Below are 26,144 nucleotides of genomic sequence, written 5' to 3'. Positions count from 1 at the left end.
CCGCGACCGTGACCGAAGGGCCTGCCCACCGCTCCCGGCGGCGGGCAGGCCCTTCGGCCCGTCAAGTGCCCTACCGCACAGCGTTGTTGAACAGCGAGGTGCGGACGAAGCACAGGGCGGTGACGCCGGCCAGCGGCAGGACCGTCACTTGGAGCAGTCCGGCCCGGCTCCAGCCGAAGGAGTCCACGAGGGCGGCGAAGAGCAGACCCGAGAACGCCGCCGTCCCGTAGTAGCTGGTGACGAAGAGACCGGAGGCCCGTCCGATCTGCCCGGGGCGGACGGCCCGCTGCATCGCGCTGTTGGTGTTCGGATAGAGGAAGCCGAGGCCGAACGCGCCCATGAGGAAGGCGAACACGCACTGCACGCCCACCGACGCCCGCGTCTCGTAGATGCACACGCTGATCGCGGAGACCGCCAGCAGACTCAGGATCAGCAGCGCGCGCTGGTCCACGCGGTCGCCGAGCCAGCCGCCGAGGAGGGCCAGCATGCCGCCGAAGCCGAGGCAGCTCATCGCCAGCGCGGCCTGCTCGGAGGAGTAGTGCAGCGAGCTGATGAGGTAGGTCGGGTAGAGGCCGAGGAACCCGTAGATGGCGACCCCGCTGACGACGGAGTGCACGGCCAGGGCGACGGTGTTGCGGTTGTAGGCGGAGGCCGGCATGTACTCGTAGGTCCGGGTCGCCACGACCTTCTCGGCGGCGTGCTCGGTCAGGCCCGTTTTCACGAGGAACAGCGCGGCGGCGGCGATCAGCAGTCCGGCGCAGCCGAACAGGTAGAAGGGTGAGCGCCAGGTGCCGTGCAGCGTCATCAGCTGGACCCCGATGAGCGGGGCGATGAACACGCCGACGGAGTAGCCGAGGCCGATGACGCCGAAGGCGAGGCCGCGGCGGTGGGCGAAGAAGGCGCCCATCGCGGCGAAGATCGCCGCGGACTGCATGCCCTCGCCGAAGCCGGAGACCACCCGGTACAGCGTCATGTCGGCGAGGCCGGTCGCCAGGGGAGTGGCCATCGTGCCGAGGGAGTAGACGACGATGCTCGCCACCAGCACGGTCTTGCGGCGGAAGCGGTCCAGCAGATAGCCGGCGGGGAGGCCGGCGAGGGCCATGCCGAGGGTGAAGTTCGTCGCCAGCAGACCGCCCTGCTCAAGGGAGAACCCGTACTCGGCGCGGATGTTGGGCAGCAGGGGCGGGAAGACCTGGCGGTCCATCGCGTTCACCATGTAGGAGAGGACCACCAGGGCGAAGCCCACCCCGATCATGGGCCGGGAGAGGGCGGCCGGACCGCTGCCCTTCGTGCCGTCGCCGGCGGGCATCGTGCCGACGGCGGCTTGCGCTGCTTGAGTCATTGCGGCTCCTGAGGAGGAAGGGACGCGGGGCCGTGCACGGCCGTGAGGGGCCGCACGGGACCCGCGGGCGATGACGACCGCACGGGAACTGCGGGCGGCGAGGGAACCTGCGGCGACGACGAGTAGCGGCAGGCGAAAAAAAGGGGGGCGGGGCGTGCGGCTGTCACGCGCGGCGGACTCCGCACGCGGAAACGAGCAGCCGTCGTAGAGCGCCCGTCGGGACGTCCGTGGCCGTGACGTCATCGACAGCCGGATCCCGGGCGGACGGACAGACGGACGGTTGTGGTCGTGGTCCGCACGGTCGGCGTTGGCAGAAACCATGAGGGGAAGTCCCCTACGCGTCAAGAGATGACGACGAATTTCTTTCGCGCTGTACGGATTCCGTGGGACGAGAACAATTACAGGGCCGAATTCGGGGTTGAATCGAAGCCCCTCAGTGCTATCGTTAGCACCACGTGGCTGTGACACAGTGATGCAACGTGCCCCGGCGTCTCGCGACCCGATCCGGGGACGTACCGCGGCTCCCCGCCGACCACAAGCCGGCGCGTGCCGACCACTCCATCCCGACCCGAGCCCAGCGACCGCCTGACGGCCTCGCGGCCGACGGACCGGCCGAAGCCGCCGCCTCCCGGGACGAGCCCCGCCGACGAACGATCCGCCCGCTGCTGCTGACGAACGATCCGCCCGCCGTCGAACGATCCACTCACGGAAATCCCCCGAGAACCTCTGAGGACGACCTGCCATGACACCACCGAGCCGCCCCGGCACCGTGCTGCTCACCGACTACGCCTGGCCCGACGACTCCGTCGAGCGAGCCGTCGTCGAGGCCGCGGGCCACACCCTCGTCACCGGCCCCGCCGGGCCCGCCCCCGCCGAGGCCGTCGAGCGGCTGGTCGCCGAGCACCGGCCCGACGGGATCCTCACCTGCTGGGCCCCCGTCTCCGCCGCCGCGATCGACGCGTCGCCGGAGCTGCGGATCGTGGCCCGGCTGGGCGTCGGCCTCGACAACATCGCCGTGGACGCCGCCACCGAGCGCGGCGTGTGGGTCACCAACGTGCCGGACTACTGCGTCGAGGAGGTCTCCGACCACGCCGTCGGCATGGTGCTGGCCTGGACGCGCGGCCTGGCCCGATACGACCGTGAGGTGCGCGCCGGCCGCTGGGACCCGGCGGGCGCCCGACTGCGCCGGCTGTCCACGCTGACCTGCGGGGTCGTCGGCTACGGGCGCATCGGACGGGCCACCGCGCGCAAGCTCGGCGCGTTCGGCTGCCGCGTCCTCGCCCACGATCCGCACGCGCCGAAGGACGCGGCCGGCGTGGAGCTGACGGACCTGGAGGACCTGCTGCGCCGCAGCGACGTAGTGATCCTCCACGTGCCGCTCACCCCGGCGACGCACCACCTCGTCGGAGCGGAGCAGCTCGCGCTGATGCGGCCGGGGGGACTGCTGGTCAACGTCAGCCGGGGCGGCCTGGTCGACACCGACGCGGTGACGGAGTCGCTCGCCGCCGGACACCTGGACGGCGCCGCCCTCGACGTCCTGGAGACCGAGCCGCGCGTCCCGGCACGGCTCCTGGCCCAGCCGGGCGCACTGCTCACCCCGCACATCGCGTTCTCCTCCGACGCCTCGGTCACAGAACTGCGCCGCCGAGCGGCCGAGGAGGTCGTACGAACCCTGGCCGGCGAGGCACCGACCCATCCATGCAACAGGCCTGCGGCGCGGGACGGGGACGGGGACGGCGGAGTGCAGGCGGGGAATGGGGCGGACGTCGGGGCCGCGGGCCAGGTGCGGGGTCCGGCTGAGCCGACGTCGGCCGGGACTGCCGGCACGGCGTCAGGGACTGCCGGCCCGACGTCAGGGACTGCCGGTGCGCCGGCTGAGGCTGCGGGGGTGGCGGCGGGGATCGGCGGGGCGCTTCCCGCGGAGCCCGGAACCGCCCGCACGACGGCCGGGGAGTCACGATGAGCACGCTCTCGGCCCGTGACCCGCAGCTCACCCCTGCCCCGCAGGCGGCGCGCGCCCCTCAGCCTGCCTCTGACTCGCAGGTCGCCCCTGGTCCGCGGGCAGCCCGCGCCCCTCAGCCCGCCCCTGGTCCGCGGGCAGCCCGGGACCCTCAGTCCGCCTCTGACCCGCAGCTCACCCCTGCTCCGCAGGCCACCTGCGGCCCTCAGCCTGCCTCTGACCCGCAGGCCCCTCTTGCTCCACAGGCGGCGCGCGCCCCTGAGAGCGCCCCTGGCCCGCAGGCAGCCCGCGCCCCTGAGACCGCCCCTGGCCCGCAGGCGGCGCGCGCCCGTCAATCCGCCCCTGGTTCGCAGGCGGCGCGCGCCCCTCAGACCGCCCCTGACCCGCAGCTCACCCCCGCCCCGCAGGCGACCCGCGGCCCTCAGCCTGCCTCAGACCCGCAGGCCCCTCTTGGTCCGCAGGCGGCGCGCGCCCCTCAGGCCGCCCCTGAAACGCAGGTCACCCCAGCCCCGCAGGCCGCCCGCGACCCCCAAAACACCCCCGACCCGCAAACCACCCCCGACCCGCTAGCTGCCCCCGATTCCACCCTCCCCGAATTCCTCCTCGCCCACGGGCTTGCTCAGCCCGGTGAAGTGGGGCGGTGGACTCCGCTCGCCGGGGGCGTCTCGTCCGATCTGTGGCGGGTGGATCTGCCGGCGCGGCGGCGCTCCCTCTGCGTCAAGCGGGCCCTGGCCCGGCTGCGGGTCGCGGCCGACTGGCAGGCGCCGGTCTCGCGCAACGCGTACGAGTGGGCGTGGATGCGGTTCGCGTCCCGGCACCGCCCGGACAGCGTGCCCGAGCTGCTCGCCCACGACCCCGAGGCCGGCCTCTTCGCGATGGCGTACCTGCCGCCGGACCGCCACCCGATGTGGAAGGCGCAACTCCTGAACGGCGAGGTGGCGACCGAAACCGCCGAGGCCGTAGGAGAACTGCTCGGCGCCCTGCACGCGGCGAGCGCAAGCGACCCGGCGCTCGCCGCCGAGTTCGCCACGGACGACAACTTCCACGCGCTCCGCATAGAGCCGTACCTGCTGGCGACGGCCGCCGCACACCCCGCCCTCGGCGACGTCCTCCAGGACCTCGCCGCCCGCACGGCCGCCACGCGCCTGACCCTGGTGCACGGCGACGTCAGCCCCAAGAACATCCTCGTCGGCCCGAAGGGCCCCGTGTTCCTGGACGCCGAGTGCGCCTGGTACGGCGACCCCGCCTTCGACCTGGCCTTCTGCGTCAACCACCTGCTCCTCAAGAGCCTCGCGGTGCCCGACCGACGCACGGACCTCGCCCACTCGGCGCATGCGCTGGCCGAGCACTACGTCCGCCAGGTCGACTGGGAACCCCGCGCGACCCTCGAAGCACGGGCCGCGTCCCTGCTCCCCGCCCTGCTGCTGGCCCGGGTGGACGGCAAGTCCCCGGTGGAGTACCTGACGGCCGACCACCAGAGGCAATTCGTCCGCACCACGGCGTCGTCCCTGCTCAGGAAGCCGGCCGACACCGTAGCGGAGACGGTGGACGCCTGGACGGCGGCGCTCGCCGGCCACCACCCCACCCGTTAGGAGAACCGCATGCGCAGAGTCGTCACCGGTCATGACGCGAGCGGCCGGTCGGTCGTCGTCAGCGACGGGCCCGTCCCCCGCAGCCGGGAGTTCCGCAGCCTGCCCGGATGGGTGTCCCGACTGCCGTGGGCGACGGAACCCGGCGAGCCGGCGAGCGTCGCCGGCGAGGACCCCACGCCAAAGATCACCAGCCTGCTGCCGGCGCCCGGCGGCACCCGGTTCATCGTGCTGACCTTCCCGCCGGACGCCGCCATGGCCGACCCGGCGTTCGACCCCGCCGCCTTCGACGAGGAACAACGGGCCGACTCACCGGGCCTGGCGGAGCTCATGGAACCCGACGGCATGCACAGGACACCCACCGTGGACTACGCCATCGTCCTGGACGGCGAGATCCTCCTCGAACTGGACGACGGTCACCGCACCCACCTCTCCACAGGCGACATAGTGATCCAGAACGCCACCCGCCACAACTGGCACAACCCCACCCCCCACCCCACCACCATGGCCTTCATCCTGATCGGCACCCCCCACCCCTGAAGCCCCGTAACGAGCCCACCACCCGCCCGGCCCGGCTCACGTGCCGTCGCCGGAGCTGTTGTCGGCGCTGTTGTCGGAGCTGTCGTGCTTCCCGGCGCCGGGGCGGTCGTCGCGGTGCCGGCTGCCCGGCAGCATCTTCTGCACCTTGGCCTTCAGCCCCTGCCGGACCATGGAGACACGCTCGCTGTCCCCCTTGAGGACCGCCGAGGCGGCGGCCTCGATCTGATCGAGGGAGGCGTGCGGCGGGATCGGCGGGACGGCCGGGTCGGTGCGGAAGTCGATGAGGAAGGGCCGGTCCGCGGACAGCGCCCGGTCCCAGGCGGCCTCGACGTTCTCGGGCTTCTCCACGCGGACGCCGTCCAGGCCCATGCGCTGGGCGATCTCGGCGTACGGCAGGTCCGGGATGTGCTGGGACTCCTCGAACGGCGGCGCGCCGGACATGGCCCGCATCTCCCAGGTGACCTGGTTGAGGTCCTGGTTGTTCAGCACGGCGACCACCAGCCGCGACGGCACCATCTTGAAGGCGTGCGTGGGCGGGCTGTAGTCCAGCTCCTGGACATCCGCCGGCAGGATGATCGCGGTGACGGTGCGCTTGGCGTACGCGGTGCGGAAAGCGCGGTCGATCAGATTCGGCAGCTGCTCGGGCACCATCGCCGTCTCGCGGAACTCCGAGGCGACGTCCTTGTACAGACTCTGGAGGTCCGCTTCCTGCTGGTAGGAGCCGCCCATGGCACTCCGGTCGGTCTGCCCGACCAGCGCGACGACGGGAACGTGGTCGAGCTTGGCGTCGTAGAGCCCGTTGAGCAGATGGATCGCCCCCGGCCCGGAGGTGGCGGCGCGTACGCCCACCTTCCCGGAGAACTTGGCGTACCCCACCGCCTGCAAGGCGGCCATCTCCTCATGCCGCGCCTGCACGAACCGAGGCCGATCGTCGGCCCGCCCCCAGGCGGCGAGCAGCCCGGGGAAGTTCTTCTCCAAGCCGGCGCACACGGCGTGCCGTACTGCCGGTCGCAGTGTGCGGACTCGACCAGTTACCGGCAGCCGCCGGGCGGGCAAGGGTTGTAGCACCCGCCCGGAGGGCACCCGCCCTTGTCGCCTGGGTAGGAGTCGCTTTCCCCACTACCACTTCCTCCGCTGCCACTTCGGTCAGCATCGGACGACCCGCTGTCGGAGCCAGGGGCAGGATCTGCATACGCGGGATTGTTGGTCGGATCCTTGTACTGTCCCTTGTTCGATGGGCAGGCTCCTCCCTTTTCGACTGCGTGGAGTGTGATCCCGGGTCGGTCCTTGAGAACCTGTCCAGGTCCGATGCTCTGAAAGCAGACCTTCCAATCGGCGAAGTCCCCGAACTTGTTGTCTTGGTCGTAGCCGTACTCGTCCTGGTACGCCGCCTCAAGGACAACGGGACCGACGTCGGCCCCCAGCATCTCCACGGCCTTGCCGTAGGTGACGCCCTTCACGGCGGGCATCTTTGGCCATGGGATCGGCTTACCGTCCTTATCCGGGCACGGAGCCCCAGGTGCCACGGCAGCGAACTCGACTTGACTCAGGGTCACTTTCTCGAAGCAAACGCGCCAGTCGGCAGCTGGCGTCTCGTCCAGATCGCTGGCATCGTGAGCGGCCACGCTCAGCCCTGTCTGCTTCACGCGCATCAGGGCCGCGTCCACGAGTTCCCCGATCTGGCTCCCGACCGGGCTCGGTGTGGCGGTGACGACAACGGTGGTCGTCACCTTCGGAGTTGCTGCTACCCCCTCGTCCTCGCAGTCCTCGCCACACGATCGCACCAGAAGAAGCAACAACACGACGGCGAGAACAGAAACGCCGACAAACCACCTTCTCTTACCCCTGCTTGTCGCCATCTTTCCGGCACCCCCTCCAGGCCACCCCGATCCGATCCGATGAAGCGTCCGCAGGCATGAAAAGGCGCAACCCGAGGACGCTTCACCCTTGCCGCCGCTGGGCGGGGAAGTGAAAGGCGCGCTCTGCGTTTTATCGGAGTAAGTGATGCAGTGGCAACCGGTTCAAAGATTGTCGGCACGTAAGTGGTACTCAAGCGGCGTTCCCATCGAACGGCGAGACGCTTGAACTGGTGGAAGTTCGACGAGCCGGGGGTGCCGCCTTGTCTCGGCCGTGCGTCGTCGGACGGGAGGTGATGTTGACGCCTGCTGCGTCGTGTTTCGCCTGACCTGTGCGCGGCTGTCCCAGGCGTTCCGTCTGGTTCGCGCTCTACGCCTTGACCGAATGCCTGACGACCCTCACGTCATGGGGGTTCTAGATGAGAAGCCGCGCCGCCTGGGCGGTGGGCAAAACCGTTGCCGTCACTGCGGGCTTTCGCAAGATCGAGTAGCGACGCTTGAGCAGGACTGGGTGCTGCTGGAGCCGGATATGCACCCACTCGCTCATACGGTGCCCGCGGAGCACCGCTGGATCGAGCTGTCCGATGGGCGGGTGACCGTCTACGGAGTGTGTCCGCCGGACCAGTTTCAGCGGTGCCGTATCGAGCACCGCCTGGCCTGCCCGGCACAGCCGCTGCCGGATCTCTGGCCGTGGCTGACGGCACTGCGTGGGGAGAACGCGCGGCAGGTGGAACGGGACGAGCCGGAGCCGCCTCCGCTCCCTGAGCAGTGGCCGGACGCCGGCTGACGGGCGCTCGGAAAACTGCGGGGCTGACCAGGGGAAATGACCCAAGATCGTGTCCACGAACAGTCCACGGGCCCCGTCACAGAGCCGCTCAGCGCTGCATACGCCTGCACATACGCGAAGACCCCGACCGCAGCGTTTCCGCTGGTGACGGGGTCTTTGGGCACCTAATCCAAGGTGCCCCCGGCAGGATTCGAACCTGCGCACACGGCTCCGGAGGCCGTTGCTCTATCCCCTGAGCTACGGGGGCGTGTCGGGCGTTGCTCGCGGCGACGGGTAGAACACTACCAGCTTGGTCGGGGTGATCAGGAACGGGTTTTGGTGTGGGTCGCTCGGGCGGGGTGGAAGTGGGGAAAACCCGGACGCGGTGGCCGGGGTCGACCTACTCTCGAGTTGTGCCAGGCGCGTCTGGCCGGGTGCTTGTTGTGGACGACAACAAGGTCATCCGGCAGCTGATCAGGGTCAATCTCGAGCTGGAGGGCCTCGAGGTCGTGACCGCGTCCGACGGTGCCGAGTGTCTGGATGTCGTGCACCACGTCCGACCCGACCTCGTGACCCTCGATGTCGTCATGCCCCGGCTGGACGGCCTCCGCACCGCCGCCCGGCTCCGTGCCGACCCGCTCACCCGTGACCTCCCCCTCGCCATCATCAGCGCCTGCACTCCCCACGAGGTCGAGGCCGGTCTCGAAGCCGGCGTCGACGCCTTCCTCTCCAAGCCCTTCGAGCCCTCCCAACTCATCACCCTGGTGCAGGAGTTGATGGCCGGGCGAGGCGAAGGGGTCAGAGGGGGGCGGCGGGGGCTCGGCGGGTTAGGGCTGGTGCCCGGTGCCGTCAGGCTGAGCATCGGCACCGTCCTCGGCTCGGGAGGCGGCCTCCGCTCCGGTGACGGCGTCGGGGCCGGGAGCCTCAACGGGAACGGCCCCGCGGGGGAGTAGCGGCCCCCGTCCGTATGTCGGACCTCGGCCCCGGGCAGCTCGCCTTCCCACCCCCCTCCTCCCCTACGCTTGTCCCGTGACCCCCGTCGAGCTCTCCCGCACCGTCGTGCATGCGGTACGCCGTGCCGTGGACGCCGGTGAGCTCACCGTGGACGTGCCCTCCCGCGTCGTCGTGGCGCCGCCCGGGCCCGGAGGGTGCGCGGACTACGCCACCAACGTCGCGTTGCAGCTCGCCCGGCCCGCCGGCCAGCCCCCCTTGCGCGTCGCCGAAGTGCTGCGCGGCTACCTCTCCGACGCCGTCGGCGTCGTCGACGTCGAGATCACCGGGCCCGGGTTCCTCAACATCAGCCTCGACCGCGCCGCCGTCTCCGCCGGACTCGACGACCTCGTGCGGCAGATCCTCCGGGAGGGCCTCCGGTACGGCCACACCGACGCCCTCGCCGGGCGGGTCTTCGAGCTGCGCGTGCCGTACGAAGTTCGCGCCGAGGTGCTCGCCGACGCCCTCGGGCGGATCGTCGGGGCGCAGGGCGGCCGGGTCGAGGTCGATCACCGTGAACCCGTCAATCTGCGGCCCGTGCCCGCCCCCGAGGACCCCACGCCCCTCGGGCTCGACGCCGCCTGCTGGGCCCTGCTGCACCCCGCCCCGCACGACCGGCCCCGCATCACCGCCGAGCACCTGGTCCAGCGCGAGGGCAACCCCCTCTTCCGCGTCCGGTACGCCCACGCCCGCACCCGTGCCCTCCGCCGCAACGCCGTCGCCCTCCGGTTCACCGCAGGTGACGACGCTCACTTCGCAGGCGACGACGCCGACGTCCACTCCGCCGCCGCCGGCCACCTCGCCCTCCCCACCCTCCTCGCCGACTACCCCCGCGTGCTCACCACCGTCGCGAGCCTCCCGCACACCGACGGCGCGGGCGCCCCCTCCCGACTCACGCGGCATCTCCTCGATCTCGCCGACGCCGCCCTCCCCTTCTTCTCCACCGTCCTCCCCCGCGGGGACGAGAAACCCTCGGCCGCCCACCGCGCCCGGCTCGCGCTCGCCGAAGCCGTCGGGACGGTGCTGGCCGGCGGCCTGACCCTGCTCGGCATCGACGCCCCCGATCACCTGTGATCCGTCCCGAAAGAGCACGCCCAAGATGAGCCGTTCCGCACACCCCGCCGGGCCCCGTCACGCCGATGTCTACCCCGAGGGCCACTACTCCGCCCCGCCCGCCGACCTCAACGCCCTCGACCCGAAGGTGTGGGCCCAGACCGTCGGCCGGGACGCCCAAGGCGTCGTCACCGTCGGCGGGGTCGATGTGAAGACCCTCGCCGAGCAGCACGGCACCCCCGCCTACATCCTCGACGAGGCCGACTTCCGGGCCCGGGCGCGCGCCTGGCGCGGGGCCTTCGGGGCCGACGCCGACGTCTTCTACGCCGGGAAGGCGTTCCTGTCGCGTGCCGTCGTGCGCTGGCTGCACGAGGAAGGGCTCAACCTCGACGTCTGCTCCGGCGGCGAGCTCGCCACCGCGCTCTCCGTCGGCATGCCCGCCGACCGCATCGCCTTCCACGGCAACAACAAGTCCGTGGCCGAGATCGAGCGGGCCATCCGCGCCGGGGTCGGCCGGATCGTTCTCGACTCCTTCCAGGAGATCGTGCGGGTCGCGCACATCGCGAGCGAGCTCGGCAAGCGGCAGCCGGTGCAGATCCGGATCACCGTCGGCGTCGAGGCCCACACTCACGAGTTCATCGCCACCGCCCACGAGGACCAGAAGTTCGGGATCCCGCTGGCCGGCGGGCAGGCGGCGGAGGCCGTGCGGCGGGCCCTCCAGCTCGACGGCCTCGAACTGATCGGGATCCACAGCCACATCGGGTCGCAGATCTTCGACATGTCCGGCTTCGAGGTCGCCGCGCACCGAGTCGTCGGACTGCTGAAGGACATCCGCGACGAGCACGGTGTCGAGCTTCCCGAGATCGACCTCGGCGGCGGCCTCGGGATCGCCTACACGAGCGACGACGACCCCCGCGAGCCGCACGAGATCGCCAAGGCGCTCACCGAGATCGTCACCCGTGAGTGTGAGGCGGCCAAGCTGCGCACGCCTCGTATCTCCGTCGAGCCGGGCCGCGCCATCGTCGGGCCCACCGCCTTCACGCTCTACGAGGTCGGCACCGTCAAGCCCCTCGACGGGCTGCGCACCTACGTCTCCGTCGACGGGGGCATGTCCGACAACATCCGCACGGCGCTGTACGACGCCGAGTACAGCGTCGCCCTGGTGTCCCGGACGTCCGAGGCCGCGCCGATGCCGGCGCGCGTGGTCGGCAAGCACTGCGAGAGCGGTGACATCGTCGTGAAGGACGCCTTCCTCCCGGCCGACCTGGCACCGGGTGACCTGATCGCCGTCCCGGCCACGGGCGCGTACTGCCGGTCCATGGCCAGCAACTACAACCACGTGCCGCGGCCGCCGGTGGTCGCCGTCGCCGACGGGGAGGCCCGGCTCATCGTCCGGCGCGAGACCGAGGAGGATCTCCTCAGGCTCGACGTCGGATGACGAATTCCGAAACGGAAAAAGCCGGCGGAAGATCTTCCTGTCCGGCGCCTCCGGGAAAATGAAATAAACGTCTCACGATCCGGACCATGGACAGAAAGTCCGGTTCGGTGGGTGAGACTGGTCCAACCGATGACGGTATGAGGAAACGAGGTCGGATGATGCGTACGCGTCCGCTGAAGGTGGCGCTGCTGGGCTGTGGAGTGGTCGGCTCAGAGGTGGCGCGCATCATGACGACGCACGCCGACGACCTCACGGCGAGGATCGGGGCCCCGGTCGAGCTCGCGGGCGTGGCCGTGCGGCGGCCGTCCAAGGTGCGCGAGGGCATCGCGCCCGAGCTGGTCACCACCGACGCCACCGCCCTCGTCAAGCGGGGGGACATCGACGTCGTGGTCGAGGTCATCGGGGGCATCGAGCCCGCCCGCACGCTCATCACCACCGCCTTCGAGCACGGCGCGTCCGTCGTCTCCGCCAACAAGGCGCTCCTCGCCCAGGACGGCGCCGCCCTGCACGCGGCCGCCGAGGACCACGACGCCGACCTCTACTACGAGGCCGCCGTCGCCGGCGCCATCCCGCTGATCCGCCCGCTGCGCGAGTCCCTCGCCGGCGACAAGATCAACCGGGTGATGGGCATCGTCAACGGCACGACCAACTTCATCCTCGACAAGATGGACTCGACGGGGGCCGGCTATCAGGAGGCCCTCGACGAGGCCACGGCGCTCGGGTACGCGGAGGCGGATCCCACCGCCGACGTGGAGGCGTTCGACGCCGCCGCCAAGGCCGCCATCCTCGCCGGGATCGCGTTCCACACGCGCGTGCGTCTCGACGACGTCTACCGCGAGGGCATGACCGAGGTCACCGCGGCCGACTTCGCCTCCGCCAAGGAGATGGGCTGCACCATCAAGCTGCTCGCCATCTGCGAGCGGGCCGCCGACGGGGGCTCGGTCACCGCCCGGGTGCACCCCGCGATGATTCCGCTGACCCACCCGCTCGCCTCCGTGCGTGGCGCGTACAACGCCGTGTTCGTCGAGTCGGACGCGGCCGGTCAGCTCATGTTCTACGGCCCCGGCGCGGGCGGTGCCCCCACCGCCTCCGCCGTGCTCGGCGACCTCGTCGCCGTCTGCCGCAACCGGCTCAGCGGGGCGACGGGGCCCGGCGAGTCGGCGTACGCCGCCCTGACCGTGTCGCCGATGGGGGATGTGGTCACCCGCTACCACATCAGCCTCGACGTCGCGGACAAACCCGGTGTCCTCGCTCAGGTGGCGACCGTGTTCGCGGAGCACGGGGTGTCGATCGATACCGTTCGCCAGCAGGGTAAGGACGGCGAGGCCTCCCTCGTCGTCGTCACCCACCGCGCCTCCGACGCCTCCCTCACCGGGACCGTCGAGGCGCTGCGCAAGCTCGACACCGTGCGGGGTGTCGCCAGCATCATGCGGGTTGAAGGAGAGTAACGAGCAATGACCCACCAATGGCGCGGAATCATCGAGGAGTACCGGGACCGGCTGCCGGTGTCCGACACCACGCCGGTCGTGACGCTCCGCGAAGGCGGCACGCCCCTCGTGCCCGCGCAGGTGCTCTCCGAGCGCACCGGCTGCGAGGTTCACCTCAAGGTCGAGGGCGCCAACCCCACCGGGTCCTTCAAGGACCGCGGCATGACCATGGCCATCACCCGGGCCAAGGAGGAGGGCGCGAAGGCGGTCATCTGCGCCTCCACGGGCAACACGTCCGCCTCCGCCGCCGCGTACGCCGTGCGCGCCGGCATGGTTTCGGCCGTTCTCGTCCCGCAGGGCAAGATCGCGCTCGGCAAGATGGGGCAGGCCCTTGTCCACGGCGCGAAGATCCTCCAGGTCGACGGCAACTTCGACGACTGCCTCACGCTGGCCCGCGCGTTGAGCGACAACTACCCGGTGGCGCTGGTCAATTCGGTCAACCCGGTGCGCATCGAGGGGCAGAAGACGGCGGCCTTCGAGATCGTCGACATGCTCGGCGACGCCCCCGACATCCATGTCCTGCCGGTCGGCAACGCGGGCAACATCACCGCGTACTGGAAGGGGTACAAGGAGTACGCCGCCGACGGCGTGGCCGGAAAGACCCCCCGTATGTGGGGCTTCCAGGCCTCCGGCAGCGCCCCGATCGTGCGCGGCGAGATCGTCAAGGACCCGGCGACCGTCGCCACCGCGATCCGGATCGGCAACCCCGCTTCCTGGCAGTACGCGTTGGCGGCGCGGGACGAGTCCGGCGGCCTCATCGACGAGGTGACGGACCGTGAGATCCTGCGCGCCTACCGGCTGTTGGCCGCGCAGGAGGGCGTCTTCGTGGAGCCCGCGTCCGCCGCGTCCGTGGCCGGTCTGCTCAAGGCGGCCGAGCAGGGCAAGGTCGACCCGGGGCAGCGGATCGTGTGCACCGTCACCGGCAACGGTCTGAAGGACCCCGACTGGGCCGTCGCCGGCGCGCCCCAGCCGGTCACCGTCCCGGTCGACGCCGTGACGGCGGCGGCGCGCCTCGGCCTCGCCTGACAGGGGTAACCCCCACGGGGGTGCACAGGGGGCTTACGACACGCATCGTGCGCCTCCTGTGCGCCCTATGTCGCCACAGAACCTTCCTTCGATAGGCTGTACCGAACCCGCCTACCGCATATGCCTCCGCATATCGCCCGGCCGGCAACGGCGTCCCGCCGTCCCGTCGGCCCGAGGGTCTTCGTACGTCATCGAATGTCATTCGACCATCACGCAGCTCAAGGAGAGTCAACGAGCGATGGCCGGTCCAGCGTTCCGCGCCGCCGCCGTCCGGGTGCGCGTCCCCGCCACCAGCGCCAACCTCGGTCCGGGCTTCGACGCCCTGGGCCTCGCGCTGGGGCTCTACGACGACGTCGTCGTCCGGGTGGCCGACTCCGGGCTGCACATCGACATCGCGGGTGAGGGCAGCGAGACGCTGCCGCGCGACGAGCGGCACCTCCTCGTCCGCTCCCTGCGCACCGCCTTCGACATCCTGGGCGGCCAGCCGCGCGGCCTGGAGATCGTCTGCGCCAACCGCATCCCGCACGGCCGCGGCCTCGGCTCCTCCTCCGCCGCCATCTGCGCCGGCATCGTCGCCGCCCGAGCGGTGACCATAGGCGGCGAGAACAAGCTCGACGACGCCGCCCTGCTGGAGCTCGCCACCGAGATCGAGGGCCACCCCGACAACGTCGCGGCCTGTCTGCTCGGCGGGTTCACGCTCTCCTGGATGGAGGCCGGCGCCGCGCGCGCGATCAGGATGGAGCCCTCGGATTCCATCGTTCCGGTGGTTTTCGTGCCCGGGAAGCCGGTGTTGACGGAGACCGCGCGCGGACTGCTCCCGCGTTCCGTGCCGCACGTCGACGCCGCGACCAACGCGGGCCGCGCCGCCCTGCTCGTCGAGGCGCTGACCAGGCGCCCCGAGCTGCTGCTGCCCGCCACCGAGGACCGTCTCCACCAGGAGTACCGCGCCCCGGCGATGCCGGAGAGCGCCGCGCTGGTGGAGCGGCTGCGCGCCGACGGGATCCCCGCGGTGATCTCCGGCGCCGGCCCCACCGTGATGGCGCTGGCCGACGCGGGCACGGCCGACAAGGTCGAGGCCCTGGCGGGCCGGGACTGGGCGGCGAACAGGCTGAGCCTTGACCTACAGGGCGCGAGCGTTATGCCGCTCGCTCCCACCGGCGACCTCCAGTAACGCGTGGTTGCCGGATTTCGAGAGGGGGAATGTTTGTTGGATCCGGTAGTGTTAACCTCAAGTCTGCACCCGACCCCACCATGGCGAGGTGCTTCGTGTCCCCGTCCGGGACAGACATTCTTCCGGGAGCTCCCCAAGCCGCACTGCGTTCCGTACGTCGTACCTGGGCAGTACGCCGTACAGCGACGCTGAGCGGTCCGACGGGCACGCTCCGGAATCGGTGCGACCAAGCCGCGTGACACCGCGTGTCACGGCTCGTCGAGGAAGCGCCATCACCAGAAATCTCTTCCGCCGCTTTGGCGGACCACCGCCCCGGCTTCGCCATATCAGGGACCGAAGTCGGACAGCACAACCGGTCGCCGAGCCAGACAGGCCGACGTCCGCTCCAGGGAAGGACCCTTCGTGAGCGACACCACCGATCTGATGGGCGCACGTGTCGAGGAGACCGCTGCCGCGCCCGCCACGGACGCCTCCGCGCCTGCCACCGGTGCCGGCTCCCGGCGGCGCCGCGGTACCGGCCTCGAGGGCATGGTGCTGGCCGAGCTCCAGCAGGTCGCATCCGGCCTGGGCATCAGGGGCACCGCGCGGATGCGCAAGAGCCAGCTGATCGAGGTCATCAAGGAGGCGCAGGCGGGAGGAGGCGCACCGGCCGCGAAGGCCGACGCCCCCGCCGAGACCAAGCCCAAGCGCCGCGCCACCTCGAAGGCCCGCACGGGCGAGGCCGCCGACAAGAAGGCGGACGCCGCCCCGGCCGAGGCCCCCGCCGAGAAGGCCGTGGCCCAGCAGCAGATCGAGATCCCCGGCCAGCCGGCCGGAGCCGACGCGCCCACCGAGCGCCGTCGCCGCCGCGCCACCGCCGAGGCGGGCAGCCCCGAGACCGTGACGGCCGAGGCGAAGAGCGCGGCCAAGGCCGAGGCGCCGGCGCAGGCCGAGCAGACCCAGCCGCAGGGCGACGCCAAGGGCGACGACGGCGGCGAGGGCCGCCGCCGCGACCGCCGTGAGCGCGGCCGTGACCGCGACCGCCGCGGCAAGGGCGACGACCAGCAGGGCCAGGGCCAGAGTCAGGGCGGTCAGCGCGACCGCGGTCAGCAGCAGGGCGGCCAGCAGCAGAGCGGCGGCCGTCAGGACCGCCAGGACCGCCAGCGTGACAACGGCCCGCAGGACGACGACGACTTCGACGGCGGACGCCGTGGCCGTCGCGGCCGTTACCGCGACCGCCGCGGCCGTCGCGGCCGTGACGAGATGAGCGGCCCCGAGCCGCAGATCGCCGACGACGACGTCCTGATCCCCGTCGCGGGCATCCTGGACATCCTCGACAACTACGCCTTCATCCGTACGTCGGGCTACCTGCCCGGCCCCAACGACGTGTACGTCTCCCTCGCCCAGGTCCGCAAGAACGGCCTGCGCAAGGGCGACCACATCACCGGCGCGGTCCGTCAGCCCAAGGACGGCGAGCGGCGCGAGAAGTTCAACGCGCTGGTCCGCCTGGACTCCACCAACGGCATGGCGCCCGAACACGGCCGTGGCCGCCCGGAGTTCAACAAGCTGACGCCGCTGTACCCGCAGGACCGCCTCCGTCTGGAGACGGACCCGGGCGTCCTCACCACGCGGATCATCGACCTCGTCTCGCCCATCGGCAAGGGCCAGCGCGGTCTGATCGTGGCCCCGCCGAAGACCGGCAAGACCATGATCATGCAGGCGGTCGCCAACGCGATCACCCACAACAACCCCGAGTGCCACCTGATGGTCGTCCTCGTCGACGAGCGTCCGGAAGAGGTCACCGACATGCAGCGGTCGGTGAAGGGCGAGGTCATCTCCTCGACCTTCGACCGCCCGGCCGAGGACCACACCACGGTCGCCGAGCTCGCCATCGAGCGCGCCAAGCGACTGGTGGAGCTGGGCCACGACGTGGTCGTCCTGCTCGACTCGATCACGCGCCTGGGCCGCGCCTACAACCTGGCCGCCCCGGCCTCCGGCCGCATCCTGTCCGGTGGTGTCGACTCGACCGCCCTGTACCCGCCGAAGCGCTTCTTCGGTGCGGCCCGCAACATCGAGGACGGCGGCTCGCTGACCATCCTCGCCACCGCGCTGGTGGACACCGGGTCCCGCATGGACGAGGTGATCTTCGAGGAGTTCAAGGGCACCGGCAACATGGAGCTCAAGCTCGACCGGAAGCTCGCCGACAAGCGCATCTTCCCCGCGGTGGACGTCGACGCGTCCGGCACCCGTAAGGAAGAGATCCTGCTCGGCAGCGAGGAGCTGGGCATCGTCTGGAAGCTGCGCCGGGTGCTGCACGCGCTCGACTCGCAGCAGGCGATCGAGCTGCTGCTCGACAAGATGAAGCAGACGAAGTCGAACGCGGAGTTCCTGCTTCAGATTCAGAAGACGACGCCGGCGCCGGGTAATGGGGACTGACGCTCCGCTGGAGTAGCCGCGAGTTTTCGACGTTAAGGGGCGTTGCCCCGTAGGCGGCTCAGGGTCGTCCCCCGTGTTTCGGGGGGCGGCCCTTTGGCGTGTTCGCATGGTTGCCTTCGAGACCTTCGCCACAGGCATCACCCCGAGGACGCCGTCCGACAGACACCGTCCTGCCCGGTGAAGGTGCAGGTGAGTGCGGCGTGTCCCGGGTGGGTTCGGGCACGCTCCGTGGCCGGCTGAGGGCGGGGCGGGCACCGTCCGTTGTGCAACCCTTTCCCGAGTTTCGCCCTCTGACCGGGCGGAGCGACGATGGTGCGGTAAGGGTCCCAACCGGTCCAACCCGGACGACGGACCAGGCCTGACCCCGACCACAGGGGGTAACCGAAACCGGACGAGAACCGAGGAGAGCATGTCCGCCGAGAGCACGCCGGAGCCCGTCATACCGGGAGAGGCCGGCCCACCGGACGAACCCGGCCGCAGCGCCCCGCGCTGCCGGGGCAAGGGACGCCGCCGCAAGCCGCGCGGCAGGCGCAAGGGCCTGATGATCGCGGCCTGGACCGCGGCCGGCATCGTCGCCCTCGGCGGCACCGGCGCCGGATACGTGTTCTTCAAGCTGAACGGCAACATCAAGAGCGTCGACATCGACCAGGCCCTCGGCGCCGACCGGCCCACCAAGGCCGACAACGGCTCCGAGAACATCCTCGTCCTCGGCTCCGACACCCGCGCCGGCGCCAACAAGAAGCTCGGCGGCGGCACGGACGACGGCAGCGCCCGCTCCGACACGGCGATGATCATCCACGTGTACGAGGGCCACAAGAAGGCCAGCGTCGTCTCCATACCGCGCGACACCCTCGTCGACCGCCCCGAGTGCACCGACGCCGAGGGCGGCGCGCACGACGCCGCCGAGGACGTCATGTTCAACTCGGCGTACACCACGGGCGGCGCGGCCTGCGCGGTGAAGACCGTCGAGTCGATGAGCGGCGTCCGCATGGACCACTACCTGGAGGTCGACTTCTCCGGCTTCCAGAAGCTCATCGACGAGCTGGGCGGCGTCGACATCACCACCAGCGAGGACATCGACGACCCCGACAGCCACCTGAACCTCAAGGCCGGCAAGCACACGCTCGGCGGCGAACAGGCCCTCGCCCTCGTCCGCACCCGGCACGGCGTCGGCGACGGCTCCGACCTCGGCCGCATCCAGCTCCAGCAGGCCTTCGTGAAGGCCCTCGTCGAGCAGGTGAAGGAGATCGGGCTCTTCTCCGGCGGCACCCGGCTCTACGACCTCGCCGACACCGCCACCAAGACGGTGACCACCGACTCCGACCTCGGCTCGCTGAAGTCCCTGATGTCCTTCGCCGAGGGCCTCAAGGGCATCAGCGCGGCCAACATGGACATGGTCACGCTGCCCGTGCGGTACGACCCCGCCGACCCCAACCGGGTCCTCCTCCAGGAACAGAAGGCCCAGCAGGTCTGGACGGCCCTCGAGAACGACCGGCCGATCCCGAAGAGCGCGACCGAGGGCACGGCGACCGGCGAGGCCGAGGACGTCGTGAGCGGCGGCTGAGGGCCGCGCCCCCGGCGGCGAGCAGCCCGGCACGGGCCTCGCGGAATAGATCGCCGCAGTCCCCGGTTTGGGGGGATGGCACCAGTCCTGGCAGACTGGTACGTCGGCTCCGGTTCACGCTTCCGCATCCCCGCGGCTGCGACCCGGCGCCCTCCCGATACCTAGGAGACACCTTGAAGCGCGACATCCACCCCGCGTACGTCGAGACGCAGGTCAGCTGCACCTGCGGCGCGTCGTTCACCACCCGCAGCACGATCGAGGCCGGCACCATCCGCGCCGACGTCTGCTCCGAGTGCCACCCGTTCTACACGGGCAAGCAGAAGATCCTCGACACCGGTGGCCGTGTGGCCCGCTTCGAGGCCCGCTTCGGCAAGGCCGCCGGCTCCAAGAAGTAGCGAGCCCCTAGGGCCTGCCCGGCGGATCCTGCTGGAGACGCGGGGCCTGGCACGCACATCTGCGGCGTTGTCGTCAGTCGCCGACTCCCCCACGCTCGGCTTCGCTCGCGCGGGAGGGGCCCCATCGCGTCGACTTCTTCCTCCGCCTTGCAGCTGCACGCACCAGGCCCCGCTCACCGGCATCCGACAGGTACGGTGGCTTTTCTCCGACCTGATCCGCCGGACAGGCCCTGGCGCCGGTCCACGGCCGCACCCCGCCCGGGGGGCGCGCCGGGACCGGCGTTTTTGGTCGCCCGCCTTCCCTTCCGCACGCAGTATCAGGAGCCAGAGATGTTCGAGGCCGTCGAGGAACTCGTCGTAGAGCACGCCGACCTGGAGAAGAAGCTCGCCGACCCGTCGGTCTTCGCCGACCAGGCCAACGCGCGCAAGCTGAACAAGCGCTACGCCGAGCTCACCCCGATCGTCGCCACGTTCCGCTCCTGGAAGCAGACCGGCGACGACATCGACACCGCACGTGAACTCGCCGCCGACGACCCCGACTTCGCCGCCGAGGTCAAGGACCTGGAGAAGCAGCGCGAGGAGCTGACGGAGAAGCTCCGCCTGCTGCTCGTCCCCCGGGACCCGAGCGACGACAAGGACGTCATCCTGGAGATCAAGGCGGGCGCGGGCGGCGACGAGTCGGCCCTGTTCGCCGGCGACCTGCTGCGGATGTACCTGCGCTACGCCGAACGGGTCGGCTGGAAGACCGAGATCATCGACTCCACCGAGTCCGAGCTGGGCGGCTACAAGGACGTCCAGGTCGCCGTGAAGACCAAGGGCGGCCAGGGCGCCACCGAGCCCGGCCAGGGCGTCTGGGCCCGGATGAAGTACGAGGGCGGGGTGCACCGCGTCCAGCGGGTGCCGGCGACCGAGTCCCAGGGCCGTATCCACACCTCCGCGGCCGGCGTGCTGGTCACGCCCGAGGCCGAGGAGGTCGACGTCGAGATCAACGCGAACGACCTGCGGATCGACGTCTACCGCTCCTCCGGTCCCGGCGGCCAGTCCGTCAACACCACCGACTCCGCCGTGCGCATCACGCACATCCCCACCGGAGTCGTCGCCTCCTGCCAGAACGAGAAGAGTCAGCTCCAGAACAAGGAGCAGGCGATGCGTATCCTGCGCTCCAGGCTGCTGGCCGCGGCGCAGGAGGAGGCGGAGAGGGAGGCCGCGGACGCCCGCCGCAGCCAGGTCCGCACCGTCGACCGCTCCGAGAAGATCCGCACGTACAACTTCCCGGAGAACCGCATCTCCGACCACCGGGTCGGCTTCAAGGCCTACAACCTGGACCAGGTCCTGGACGGCGACCTCGACGCGGTGATCCAGGCCTGCGTCGACGCGGACTCGGCCGCCAAGCTCGCGGCCGCGTAGCAGCCGGCCGGGCCCCGCCGGGCCGCGTCAGGACGTACGAGTACGACACGGAGGACTAGCGTGCAGCGATCCTTCGGGGGGCGACCCCCGAGCCCCCGCAGTCTGCTGCTCGCTGAGGTAGCTCAGGCCACCCAGCGGCTGGCCGACGCAGGCGTGCCCTCGCCGCGCAACGACGCCGAGGAGCTCGCCGCGTTCGTGCACGGGGTGAAGCGCGGTGCGCTCCACTCCGTGCGGGACTCCGACTTCGACGCCCGGTACTGGGAGGTCGTCGCCCGGCGCGAGCAGCGCGAGCCGCTCCAGCACATCACCGGGCGGGCCTACTTCCGCTACCTGGAACTCCAGGTCGGACCAGGGGTGTTCGTGCCCCGCCCGGAGACCGAGTCCGTCGTCGGGTGGGCCATAGACGCCGTGCGCGCCATGGACGTCGTCGAGCCGTGCATCGTCGACCTGTGCACCGGCTCCGGCGCCATCGCGCTCGCCCTCGCCCAGGAGGTCCCGCGCTCCAGCGTGCACGCCGTGGAGCTGTCCGAGGACGCCCTGGTGTGGACCCGCAAGAACACCGAGGGCTCCCGGGTCGACCTGCGCCAGGGCAACGCCCTCGACGCCTTCCCCGACCTCGACGGCCAGGTCGACCTGGTCGTCTCCAACCCGCCGTACATCCCGCTCACCGAGTGGGAGTACGTCGCCCCCGAGGCCCGGGACTACGACCCCGACCTCGCCCTCTTCTCCGGCGAGGACGGACTCGACCTCATCCGGGGCATCGAACGCACCGCGCACCGGCTCCTGCGCCCCGGCGGCGTCGTCGTGATCGAACACGCCGACACCCAGGGCGGCCAGGTGCCGTGGATCTTCGCCGAGGAGCGGGGCTGGGCGGACGCGGCCGACCACCCCGACCTCAACAACCGCCCCCGCTTCGCCACCGCCCGCAAGGCGATGCCGTGAGCGCCCACCACATCTTCGACCGGCAGTACGTGCACGAGGAGGCCCGCTAGACATGGCTCGGCGATACGACACCAACGACGCGACCGACCGCGTGACCGGTCTGCGTGAAGCCGCGTCCGCCGTCCGCCGTGGCGAACTCGTGGTCCTCCCGACGGACACGGTGTACGGCATCGGCGCGGACGCCTTCTCCTCGGAGGCGGTGGCCGATCTGCTGGAGGCCAAGGGGCGGGGCCGCAACATGCCCACCCCCGTGCTGATCGGCTCCCCGAACACGCTCCACGGTCTCGTCACCGACTTCTCCGAGCTGGCCTGGGAGCTGGTCGACGCCTTCTGGCCGGGCGCGCTCACGCTCGTCGCCAAGCACCAGCCGTCTCTCCAGTGGGACCTGGGCGACACCCGGGGCACGGTCGCCGTGCGGATGCCGCTGCACCCCGTCGCCATCGAGCTGCTGACCGAGGTCGGCCCGATGGCGGTGTCCTCCGCGAACCTCACCGGGCACCCGGCGCCGGAGAACTGCGACTACGCGCAGGAGATGCTCGGCGACTCCGTCTCCGTCTACCTCGACGGCGGCCCGACGCCGGGCAATGTGCCCTCGTCGATCGTCGACGTCAGCCGTGAGGTGCCCCTGCTGCTGCGCGCGGGCGCGATCTCCGCGGACGAGCTGCGCAAGGTCGTACCCGACCTCGAGGTGGCGAATTGACAGCCCCTGACGCGGGGCGTGGCATAGGCAACGGGGTACGCGCTGCGGAGGAGACGACGACGTTCGGGTTTCCCCGCGACACCTTCCGCATCCTCCACGTCAGCACCGGCAACGTGTGCCGCTCGCCGATCACCGAGCGGCTGACGCGGCATTTCGTGTCGCAGCGGCTCGGGGTGCTCGGCGGCGGGCTGATCGTGGAGAGCGCGGGGACCTGGGGCCATGAGGGCGCGCCGATGGAGGCCAACGCGGAGACCGTGCTGGCCGACTTCGGCGCGGACGCGTCCGGGTTCATCGGGCGGGAGCTGCTCGACGAGCACGTCATCCGGGCCGATCTGGTGCTGACGGCCACGCGGGACCACCGCGCGCAGGTCATCTCCATGGGGCACTCGGCGGGGCTGCGGACCTTCACCCTCAAGGAGTTCACCCGGCTGGTCAACGCGATCGACCCGGCGACGCTGCCTCCGCTGGAGGAGGGGGTGGTGATGCGGGCGCGGGCGCTGGTGCGGGCGGCTGCCGCGCTGCGGGGGTGGTTGCTGGCGCCCACGGCCGAGGCGGACGAGGTGTACGACCCGTACGGGGCGCCGTTGCCGTTCTTCCGCTCCATCGGCGACGAGATACATCAGGCGCTGGATCCTGTCGTCACGGCGTTGACCGGGGTGCCGGCGCGGATGTAACCACCGCTGTGGGCAGTTCAGAGTCACCTACGGCGGTACCAGAGCGGTAGTGGGTCCGGGGGCCTACATTGGTCGTGGGGCATTGTCGACTGTGCGGAGTGCGTCATGTCGGTCACCCATGTCAGCGCGGCCGATGTACTGCGGCGGCAGGATCCTGAACTCGCCGGGGTGCTGCTCGGGGAGCGGGAGCGGCAGGCTTCGACGCTTCAGCTGATCGCCGCCGAGAACTTCACCTCGCCCGCCGTGCTGGCCGCGCTCGGCTCGCCGCTCGCGAACAAGTACGCGGAGGGGTATCCGGGCGCCCGGCACCACGGCGGCTGCGAGATCGTCGACGTGGCCGAGCGTCTCGCCGTGGAGCGGGCCAAGACGCTGTTCGGCGCCGAGCACGCCAACGTGCAGGCGCATTCCGGGTCCTCGGCCGTGCTGGCCGCGTACGCGGCGCTGCTGCGGCCCGGGGACACCGTCCTCGCGCTCGGCCTGCCCTACGGCGGTCACCTCACGCACGGCTCGCCCGCCAACTTCTCCGGCCGCTGGTTCGACTTCGTGCCCTACGGGGTGGACGCCGAGACCGGCCTCGTCGACCACGAGCAGTTGCGGACCCTGGCCCGCGGCCATCGGCCCAAGGCGATCGTGTGCGGGTCCATCGCCTACCCGCGCCACCTCGACTACGCCTTCTTCCGGGAGGTGGCCGACGAGGTCGGCGCGTACCTCATCGCCGACGCCGCCCACCCCATCGGCCTCGTCGCCGGGGGAGCGGCGCCCTCGCCGGTGCCGTACGCCGACGTCGTCTGCGCCACCACGCACAAGGTGCTGCGCGGGCCGCGCGGCGGGATGATCCTGTGCGGAAGCGAACTGGCCGAGCGGGTCGACCGGGCGGTGTTCCCCTTCACACAGGGCGGCGCGCAGATGCACACGATCGCCGCGAAGGCGGTCGCGTTCGGCGAGGCGGCAACACCGGCGTTCGCCGTGTACGCCCATCAGGTGGTCGCCAACGCGAGGGTTCTCGCGGCGGCGCTGGACGCGGAGGGGCTGGCCGTCACCACCGGCGGCACCGACACCCATCTGATCACCGCCGACCCCGCCCCCCTGGGCGTCGACGGGCGCACCGCGCGCGGCCGGCTCGCGGCGGCCGGCATGGTGCTGGACTGCTGCGCCCTGCCGCACGCCGACGTGCGTGGCCTGCGGCTGGGCACGGCCGCGCTGACCACGCAGGGCATGGGGGAGACGGAGATGGAGCGGCTCGCCAAGGTGCTCGCGGGGGTCCTCAGGGCCGAGGTGGAGCTCAAGAGGGCGCGCGAGGAAGTGAGGGAGCTCGCAGTGGCGTTTCCGCCGTATCCGGGCTGAACCGGGGTAGGCGCGCTCCCGTACACAGCCACACATGCAACCATCCTGGCTACCCGGAAGTCCCCAACCGTATGCGGCCGTCGCTAGGGTGTGGGGCTGTGATGGCCAGCGAGACCTGTGGGGAAGCCCGTGCGTGAATACCTGCTGACGCTCTGCATCACGGCCGCGGTGACGTATCTGCTGACAGGGCCGGTACGGAAGTTCGCGATCGTGGCGGGTGCGATGCCGGCGGTCCGGGCCCGTGACGTGCACCGGGAACCCACTCCGCGGCTCGGCGGCATCGCGATGTTCTTCGGTCTGTGCGCGGGTCTGCTGGTCGCCGACCACCTGACCAACCTCAACGACGTCTTCGAGCGGTCGAACGAGCCGCGCGCCCTGCTCTCCGGGGCGGCGGTGATCTGGCTGATCGGCGTCCTGGACGACAAGTTCGAGATCGACGCCCTGATCAAGCTGGGCGCGCAGATGATCGCCGCGGGCGTGATGGTCATGCAGGGTCTGACGATCCTCTGGCTGCCGATCCCCGGCGTCGGCACGTTCGCGCTGACCCAGTGGCAGGGCACCCTGCTGACGGTGGCGCTGGTGGTGATCACCATCAACGCGGTCAACTTCGTGGACGGCCTCGACGGCCTCGCCGCCGGCATGGTGTGCATCGCCTCGGCGGCGTTCTTCATGTACGCGTACCGCATCTGGTACTCGTACGGCATCGAGGCCGCCGCCCCGGCGACGCTGTTCTCGGCGATCCTGATGGGCATGTGCCTGGGCTTCCTGCCGCACAACATGCACCCGGCGCGGATCTTCATGGGGGACTCCGGCTCGATGCTGATCGGGCTGGTGCTGGCCGCGGGCGCGATCTCCATCACGGGGCAGGTCGACCCGGACGTGATGAACCTGTTCTCCGGTTCGGAGCGCAACACCGTGCACCAGACGGTGCCCGTGTACATCCCGCTGCTGCTGCCGCTGACCATCATCGCGATCCCGGCCGCCGACCTGATCCTGGCGATCGTGCGCCGCACCTGGCGCGGCCAGTCGCCGTTCGCGGCGGACCGCGGGCATCTGCACCACCGGCTGCTGGAGATCGGCCACTCGCACAGCCGCGCGGTGCTGATCATGTACTTCTGGTCGGCGCTGATCGCCTTCGGCGCGCTCGCCTACTCGGTCAACTCGGCGTCGATGTGGATCGTCCTCGGCGTCGTGGCGCTCAGCGCGATCGGACTGGTGCTGCTTCTGCTGCCGCGGTTCACGCCGCGCGCCCCGCGCTGGGCGGAGGCCTTCGTGCCGCCGCGCTACCGGCGCCGCAGGGCCCTGCCGGAGGCCGCTGAAACGCCGGCCGCGGAAGACCAGCAGGAACAGCAGGAGCCGCGAACTCCTGTGGCTGTAGGGGTCTCCGGGGTCAACGGGGCGACCGCGGTGGGCCCTCGTTCGCGTGCGGCAAGGTAAGAATCTGACGAGAGCATTGCCAAGTCGTGGGGAAGCCGCAGGGCGGCA

The 26,144-nt window shown here is 71.1% G+C and carries 22 protein-coding genes and 1 tRNA gene; 19 read left to right on the top strand and 4 right to left on the bottom strand.

The window, feature by feature from the left end:
- Positions 1 to 70: 70 nt before the first annotated feature.
- Entirely contained in the window at positions 71 to 1,342 is a 1,272-nt protein-coding gene (locus ACFYX4_RS30465; RefSeq protein WP_389340023.1) for an MFS transporter, read from the bottom strand.
- Positions 1,343 to 2,084: 742 nt separating this feature from the next.
- On the opposite strand from ACFYX4_RS30465, the gene ACFYX4_RS30460 reads away from it, so the two are divergent.
- The 3 genes from ACFYX4_RS30460 (at position 2,085) to ACFYX4_RS30450 (ending at position 5,431) form a co-directional block, all read left to right on the top strand.
- The gene (locus ACFYX4_RS30460) at positions 2,085 to 3,305 is read left to right on the top strand and encodes a C-terminal binding protein (RefSeq protein WP_389340021.1); all 1,221 of its coding nucleotides are present in this window, start codon (positions 2,085 to 2,087) and stop codon (positions 3,303 to 3,305) included.
- Between the two features lie 629 nt (positions 3,306 to 3,934).
- The gene (locus tag ACFYX4_RS30455) at positions 3,935 to 4,894 is read left to right on the top strand and encodes a phosphotransferase family protein (protein WP_389340019.1); all 960 of its coding nucleotides are present in this window, start codon (positions 3,935 to 3,937) and stop codon (positions 4,892 to 4,894) included.
- A 9-nt stretch (positions 4,895 to 4,903) separates the two neighbouring features.
- Positions 4,904 to 5,431: a cupin domain-containing protein gene (locus ACFYX4_RS30450; protein WP_389340017.1), complete on the top strand. Its 528-nt coding sequence runs from the start codon at positions 4,904 to 4,906 to the stop codon at positions 5,429 to 5,431.
- 36 nt (positions 5,432 to 5,467) lie between these two features.
- Here the strand turns inward: ACFYX4_RS30450 and ACFYX4_RS30445 are convergent, their stop codons facing one another.
- Together ACFYX4_RS30445 and ACFYX4_RS30440 are read right to left on the bottom strand one after the other, a co-directional pair.
- Positions 5,468 to 6,409: a thiamine pyrophosphate-binding protein gene (locus tag ACFYX4_RS30445; protein WP_389340015.1), complete on the bottom strand. Its 942-nt coding sequence runs from the start codon at positions 6,407 to 6,409 to the stop codon at positions 5,468 to 5,470.
- A 53-nt stretch (positions 6,410 to 6,462) separates the two neighbouring features.
- Complete coding sequence (locus ACFYX4_RS30440) at positions 6,463 to 7,290, bottom strand: hypothetical protein (RefSeq protein WP_389340013.1); 828 nt, start codon at positions 7,288 to 7,290, stop codon at positions 6,463 to 6,465.
- A 403-nt stretch (positions 7,291 to 7,693) separates the two neighbouring features.
- On the opposite strand from ACFYX4_RS30440, the gene ACFYX4_RS30435 reads away from it, so the two are divergent.
- Entirely contained in the window at positions 7,694 to 8,074 is a 381-nt protein-coding gene (locus tag ACFYX4_RS30435; protein WP_389340011.1) for a DUF6083 domain-containing protein, read from the top strand.
- Between the two features lie 175 nt (positions 8,075 to 8,249).
- Here ACFYX4_RS30435 and ACFYX4_RS30430 read toward each other — a convergent pair.
- A tRNA-Arg gene (locus ACFYX4_RS30430) sits at positions 8,250 to 8,321 on the bottom strand.
- A gap of 166 nt (positions 8,322 to 8,487) precedes the next feature.
- Between ACFYX4_RS30430 and ACFYX4_RS30425 the strand changes: the two genes are divergently transcribed.
- From ACFYX4_RS30425 to ACFYX4_RS30355, 15 genes are all read left to right on the top strand, one after another.
- Complete coding sequence (locus ACFYX4_RS30425; protein ID WP_389340196.1) at positions 8,488 to 9,006, top strand: response regulator; 519 nt, start codon at positions 8,488 to 8,490, stop codon at positions 9,004 to 9,006.
- Between the two features lie 76 nt (positions 9,007 to 9,082).
- On the top strand, positions 9,083 to 10,117 hold the full coding sequence (gene nrtL / locus ACFYX4_RS30420) for an ArgS-related anticodon-binding protein NrtL (protein ID WP_389340009.1): 1,035 nt from the start codon (positions 9,083 to 9,085) through the stop codon (positions 10,115 to 10,117).
- Positions 10,118 to 10,142: 25 nt separating this feature from the next.
- Positions 10,143 to 11,534 (top strand): diaminopimelate decarboxylase, encoded by a 1,392-nt coding sequence (gene lysA / locus ACFYX4_RS30415; protein WP_389340007.1) that lies wholly within the window; start codon positions 10,143 to 10,145, stop codon positions 11,532 to 11,534.
- 155 nt (positions 11,535 to 11,689) lie between these two features.
- Complete coding sequence (locus ACFYX4_RS30410) at positions 11,690 to 12,982, top strand: homoserine dehydrogenase (protein WP_389340005.1); 1,293 nt, start codon at positions 11,690 to 11,692, stop codon at positions 12,980 to 12,982.
- 6 nt (positions 12,983 to 12,988) lie between these two features.
- On the top strand, positions 12,989 to 14,047 hold the full coding sequence (thrC, locus tag ACFYX4_RS30405; RefSeq protein WP_389340003.1) for a threonine synthase: 1,059 nt from the start codon (positions 12,989 to 12,991) through the stop codon (positions 14,045 to 14,047).
- Between the two features lie 238 nt (positions 14,048 to 14,285).
- A complete protein-coding gene (thrB, locus tag ACFYX4_RS30400; RefSeq protein WP_389340001.1) occupies positions 14,286 to 15,218 on the top strand; it encodes a homoserine kinase in 933 nt (310 codons plus the stop codon).
- Between the two features lie 402 nt (positions 15,219 to 15,620).
- Positions 15,621 to 17,633, top strand: coding sequence for a transcription termination factor Rho (rho, locus tag ACFYX4_RS30395; RefSeq protein WP_389339999.1), 2,013 nt, complete (start codon positions 15,621 to 15,623; stop codon positions 17,631 to 17,633).
- A gap of 409 nt (positions 17,634 to 18,042) precedes the next feature.
- Positions 18,043 to 19,197, top strand: coding sequence for an LCP family protein (locus tag ACFYX4_RS30390; RefSeq protein WP_389339997.1), 1,155 nt, complete (start codon positions 18,043 to 18,045; stop codon positions 19,195 to 19,197).
- Between the two features lie 173 nt (positions 19,198 to 19,370).
- The gene (rpmE, locus tag ACFYX4_RS30385; RefSeq protein WP_189942647.1) at positions 19,371 to 19,592 is read left to right on the top strand and encodes a 50S ribosomal protein L31; all 222 of its coding nucleotides are present in this window, start codon (positions 19,371 to 19,373) and stop codon (positions 19,590 to 19,592) included.
- A 330-nt stretch (positions 19,593 to 19,922) separates the two neighbouring features.
- On the top strand, positions 19,923 to 20,999 hold the full coding sequence (prfA, locus tag ACFYX4_RS30380; protein WP_389339995.1) for a peptide chain release factor 1: 1,077 nt from the start codon (positions 19,923 to 19,925) through the stop codon (positions 20,997 to 20,999).
- Positions 21,000 to 21,101: 102 nt separating this feature from the next.
- Positions 21,102 to 21,941 (top strand): peptide chain release factor N(5)-glutamine methyltransferase, encoded by an 840-nt coding sequence (gene prmC / locus ACFYX4_RS30375; protein WP_389340194.1) that lies wholly within the window; start codon positions 21,102 to 21,104, stop codon positions 21,939 to 21,941.
- A gap of 52 nt (positions 21,942 to 21,993) precedes the next feature.
- Positions 21,994 to 22,641, top strand: coding sequence for an L-threonylcarbamoyladenylate synthase (locus ACFYX4_RS30370; protein WP_319675503.1), 648 nt, complete (start codon positions 21,994 to 21,996; stop codon positions 22,639 to 22,641).
- Positions 22,638 to 23,315, top strand: a complete 678-nt coding sequence (locus ACFYX4_RS30365; protein WP_389339993.1) for a protein-tyrosine-phosphatase — start codon at positions 22,638 to 22,640, stop codon at positions 23,313 to 23,315. The genes ACFYX4_RS30370 and ACFYX4_RS30365 overlap by 4 nt, the downstream gene beginning before the upstream one ends.
- 105 nt (positions 23,316 to 23,420) lie before the next feature.
- Positions 23,421 to 24,659 carry a serine hydroxymethyltransferase gene (gene glyA, locus ACFYX4_RS30360; RefSeq protein ID WP_389339991.1) on the top strand — a complete coding sequence of 413 codons (1,239 nt, stop codon included), beginning with the start codon at positions 23,421 to 23,423 and terminating at the stop codon, positions 24,657 to 24,659.
- 129 nt (positions 24,660 to 24,788) lie between these two features.
- Positions 24,789 to 26,096 carry an MraY family glycosyltransferase gene (locus tag ACFYX4_RS30355; protein WP_389339989.1) on the top strand — a complete coding sequence of 436 codons (1,308 nt, stop codon included), beginning with the start codon at positions 24,789 to 24,791 and terminating at the stop codon, positions 26,094 to 26,096.
- Positions 26,097 to 26,144 lie beyond the last annotated feature (48 nt).

Origin of the sequence: Streptomyces sp. NPDC002328, from assembly GCF_042890065.1 — a bacterium.
GTDB lineage: Bacteria > Actinomycetota > Actinomycetes > Streptomycetales > Streptomycetaceae > Streptomyces.
The sequence above is the reverse complement of the archived record's forward strand: the minus strand, read 5'-3'. Positions and strand labels throughout refer to the sequence as shown.

Excerpts from the sequence above, each read along its gene's own strand:
- ACFYX4_RS30465 (WP_389340023.1), bottom strand. The coding sequence starts at position 1,342 with ATGACTCAAGCAGCGCAAGCCGCCGTCGGCACGATGCCCGCCGGCGAC.
- ACFYX4_RS30460 (WP_389340021.1), top strand. The coding sequence starts at position 2,085 with ATGACACCACCGAGCCGCCCCGGCACCGTGCTGCTCACCGACTACGCC.
- ACFYX4_RS30450 (WP_389340017.1), top strand. The coding sequence starts at position 4,904 with ATGCGCAGAGTCGTCACCGGTCATGACGCGAGCGGCCGGTCGGTCGTC.
- ACFYX4_RS30440 (WP_389340013.1), bottom strand. The coding sequence starts at position 7,290 with ATGGCGACAAGCAGGGGTAAGAGAAGGTGGTTTGTCGGCGTTTCTGTT.
- ACFYX4_RS30435 (WP_389340011.1), top strand. The coding sequence starts at position 7,694 with ATGGGGGTTCTAGATGAGAAGCCGCGCCGCCTGGGCGGTGGGCAAAAC.
- lysA (WP_389340007.1), top strand. The coding sequence starts at position 10,143 with ATGAGCCGTTCCGCACACCCCGCCGGGCCCCGTCACGCCGATGTCTAC.
- ACFYX4_RS30410 (WP_389340005.1), top strand. The coding sequence starts at position 11,690 with ATGATGCGTACGCGTCCGCTGAAGGTGGCGCTGCTGGGCTGTGGAGTG.
- thrC (WP_389340003.1), top strand. The coding sequence starts at position 12,989 with ATGACCCACCAATGGCGCGGAATCATCGAGGAGTACCGGGACCGGCTG.
- thrB (WP_389340001.1), top strand. The coding sequence starts at position 14,286 with ATGGCCGGTCCAGCGTTCCGCGCCGCCGCCGTCCGGGTGCGCGTCCCC.
- ACFYX4_RS30390 (WP_389339997.1), top strand. The coding sequence starts at position 18,043 with ATGTCCGCCGAGAGCACGCCGGAGCCCGTCATACCGGGAGAGGCCGGC.
- prfA (WP_389339995.1), top strand. The coding sequence starts at position 19,923 with ATGTTCGAGGCCGTCGAGGAACTCGTCGTAGAGCACGCCGACCTGGAG.
- ACFYX4_RS30370 (WP_319675503.1), top strand. The coding sequence starts at position 21,994 with ATGGCTCGGCGATACGACACCAACGACGCGACCGACCGCGTGACCGGT.
- glyA (WP_389339991.1), top strand. The coding sequence starts at position 23,421 with ATGTCGGTCACCCATGTCAGCGCGGCCGATGTACTGCGGCGGCAGGAT.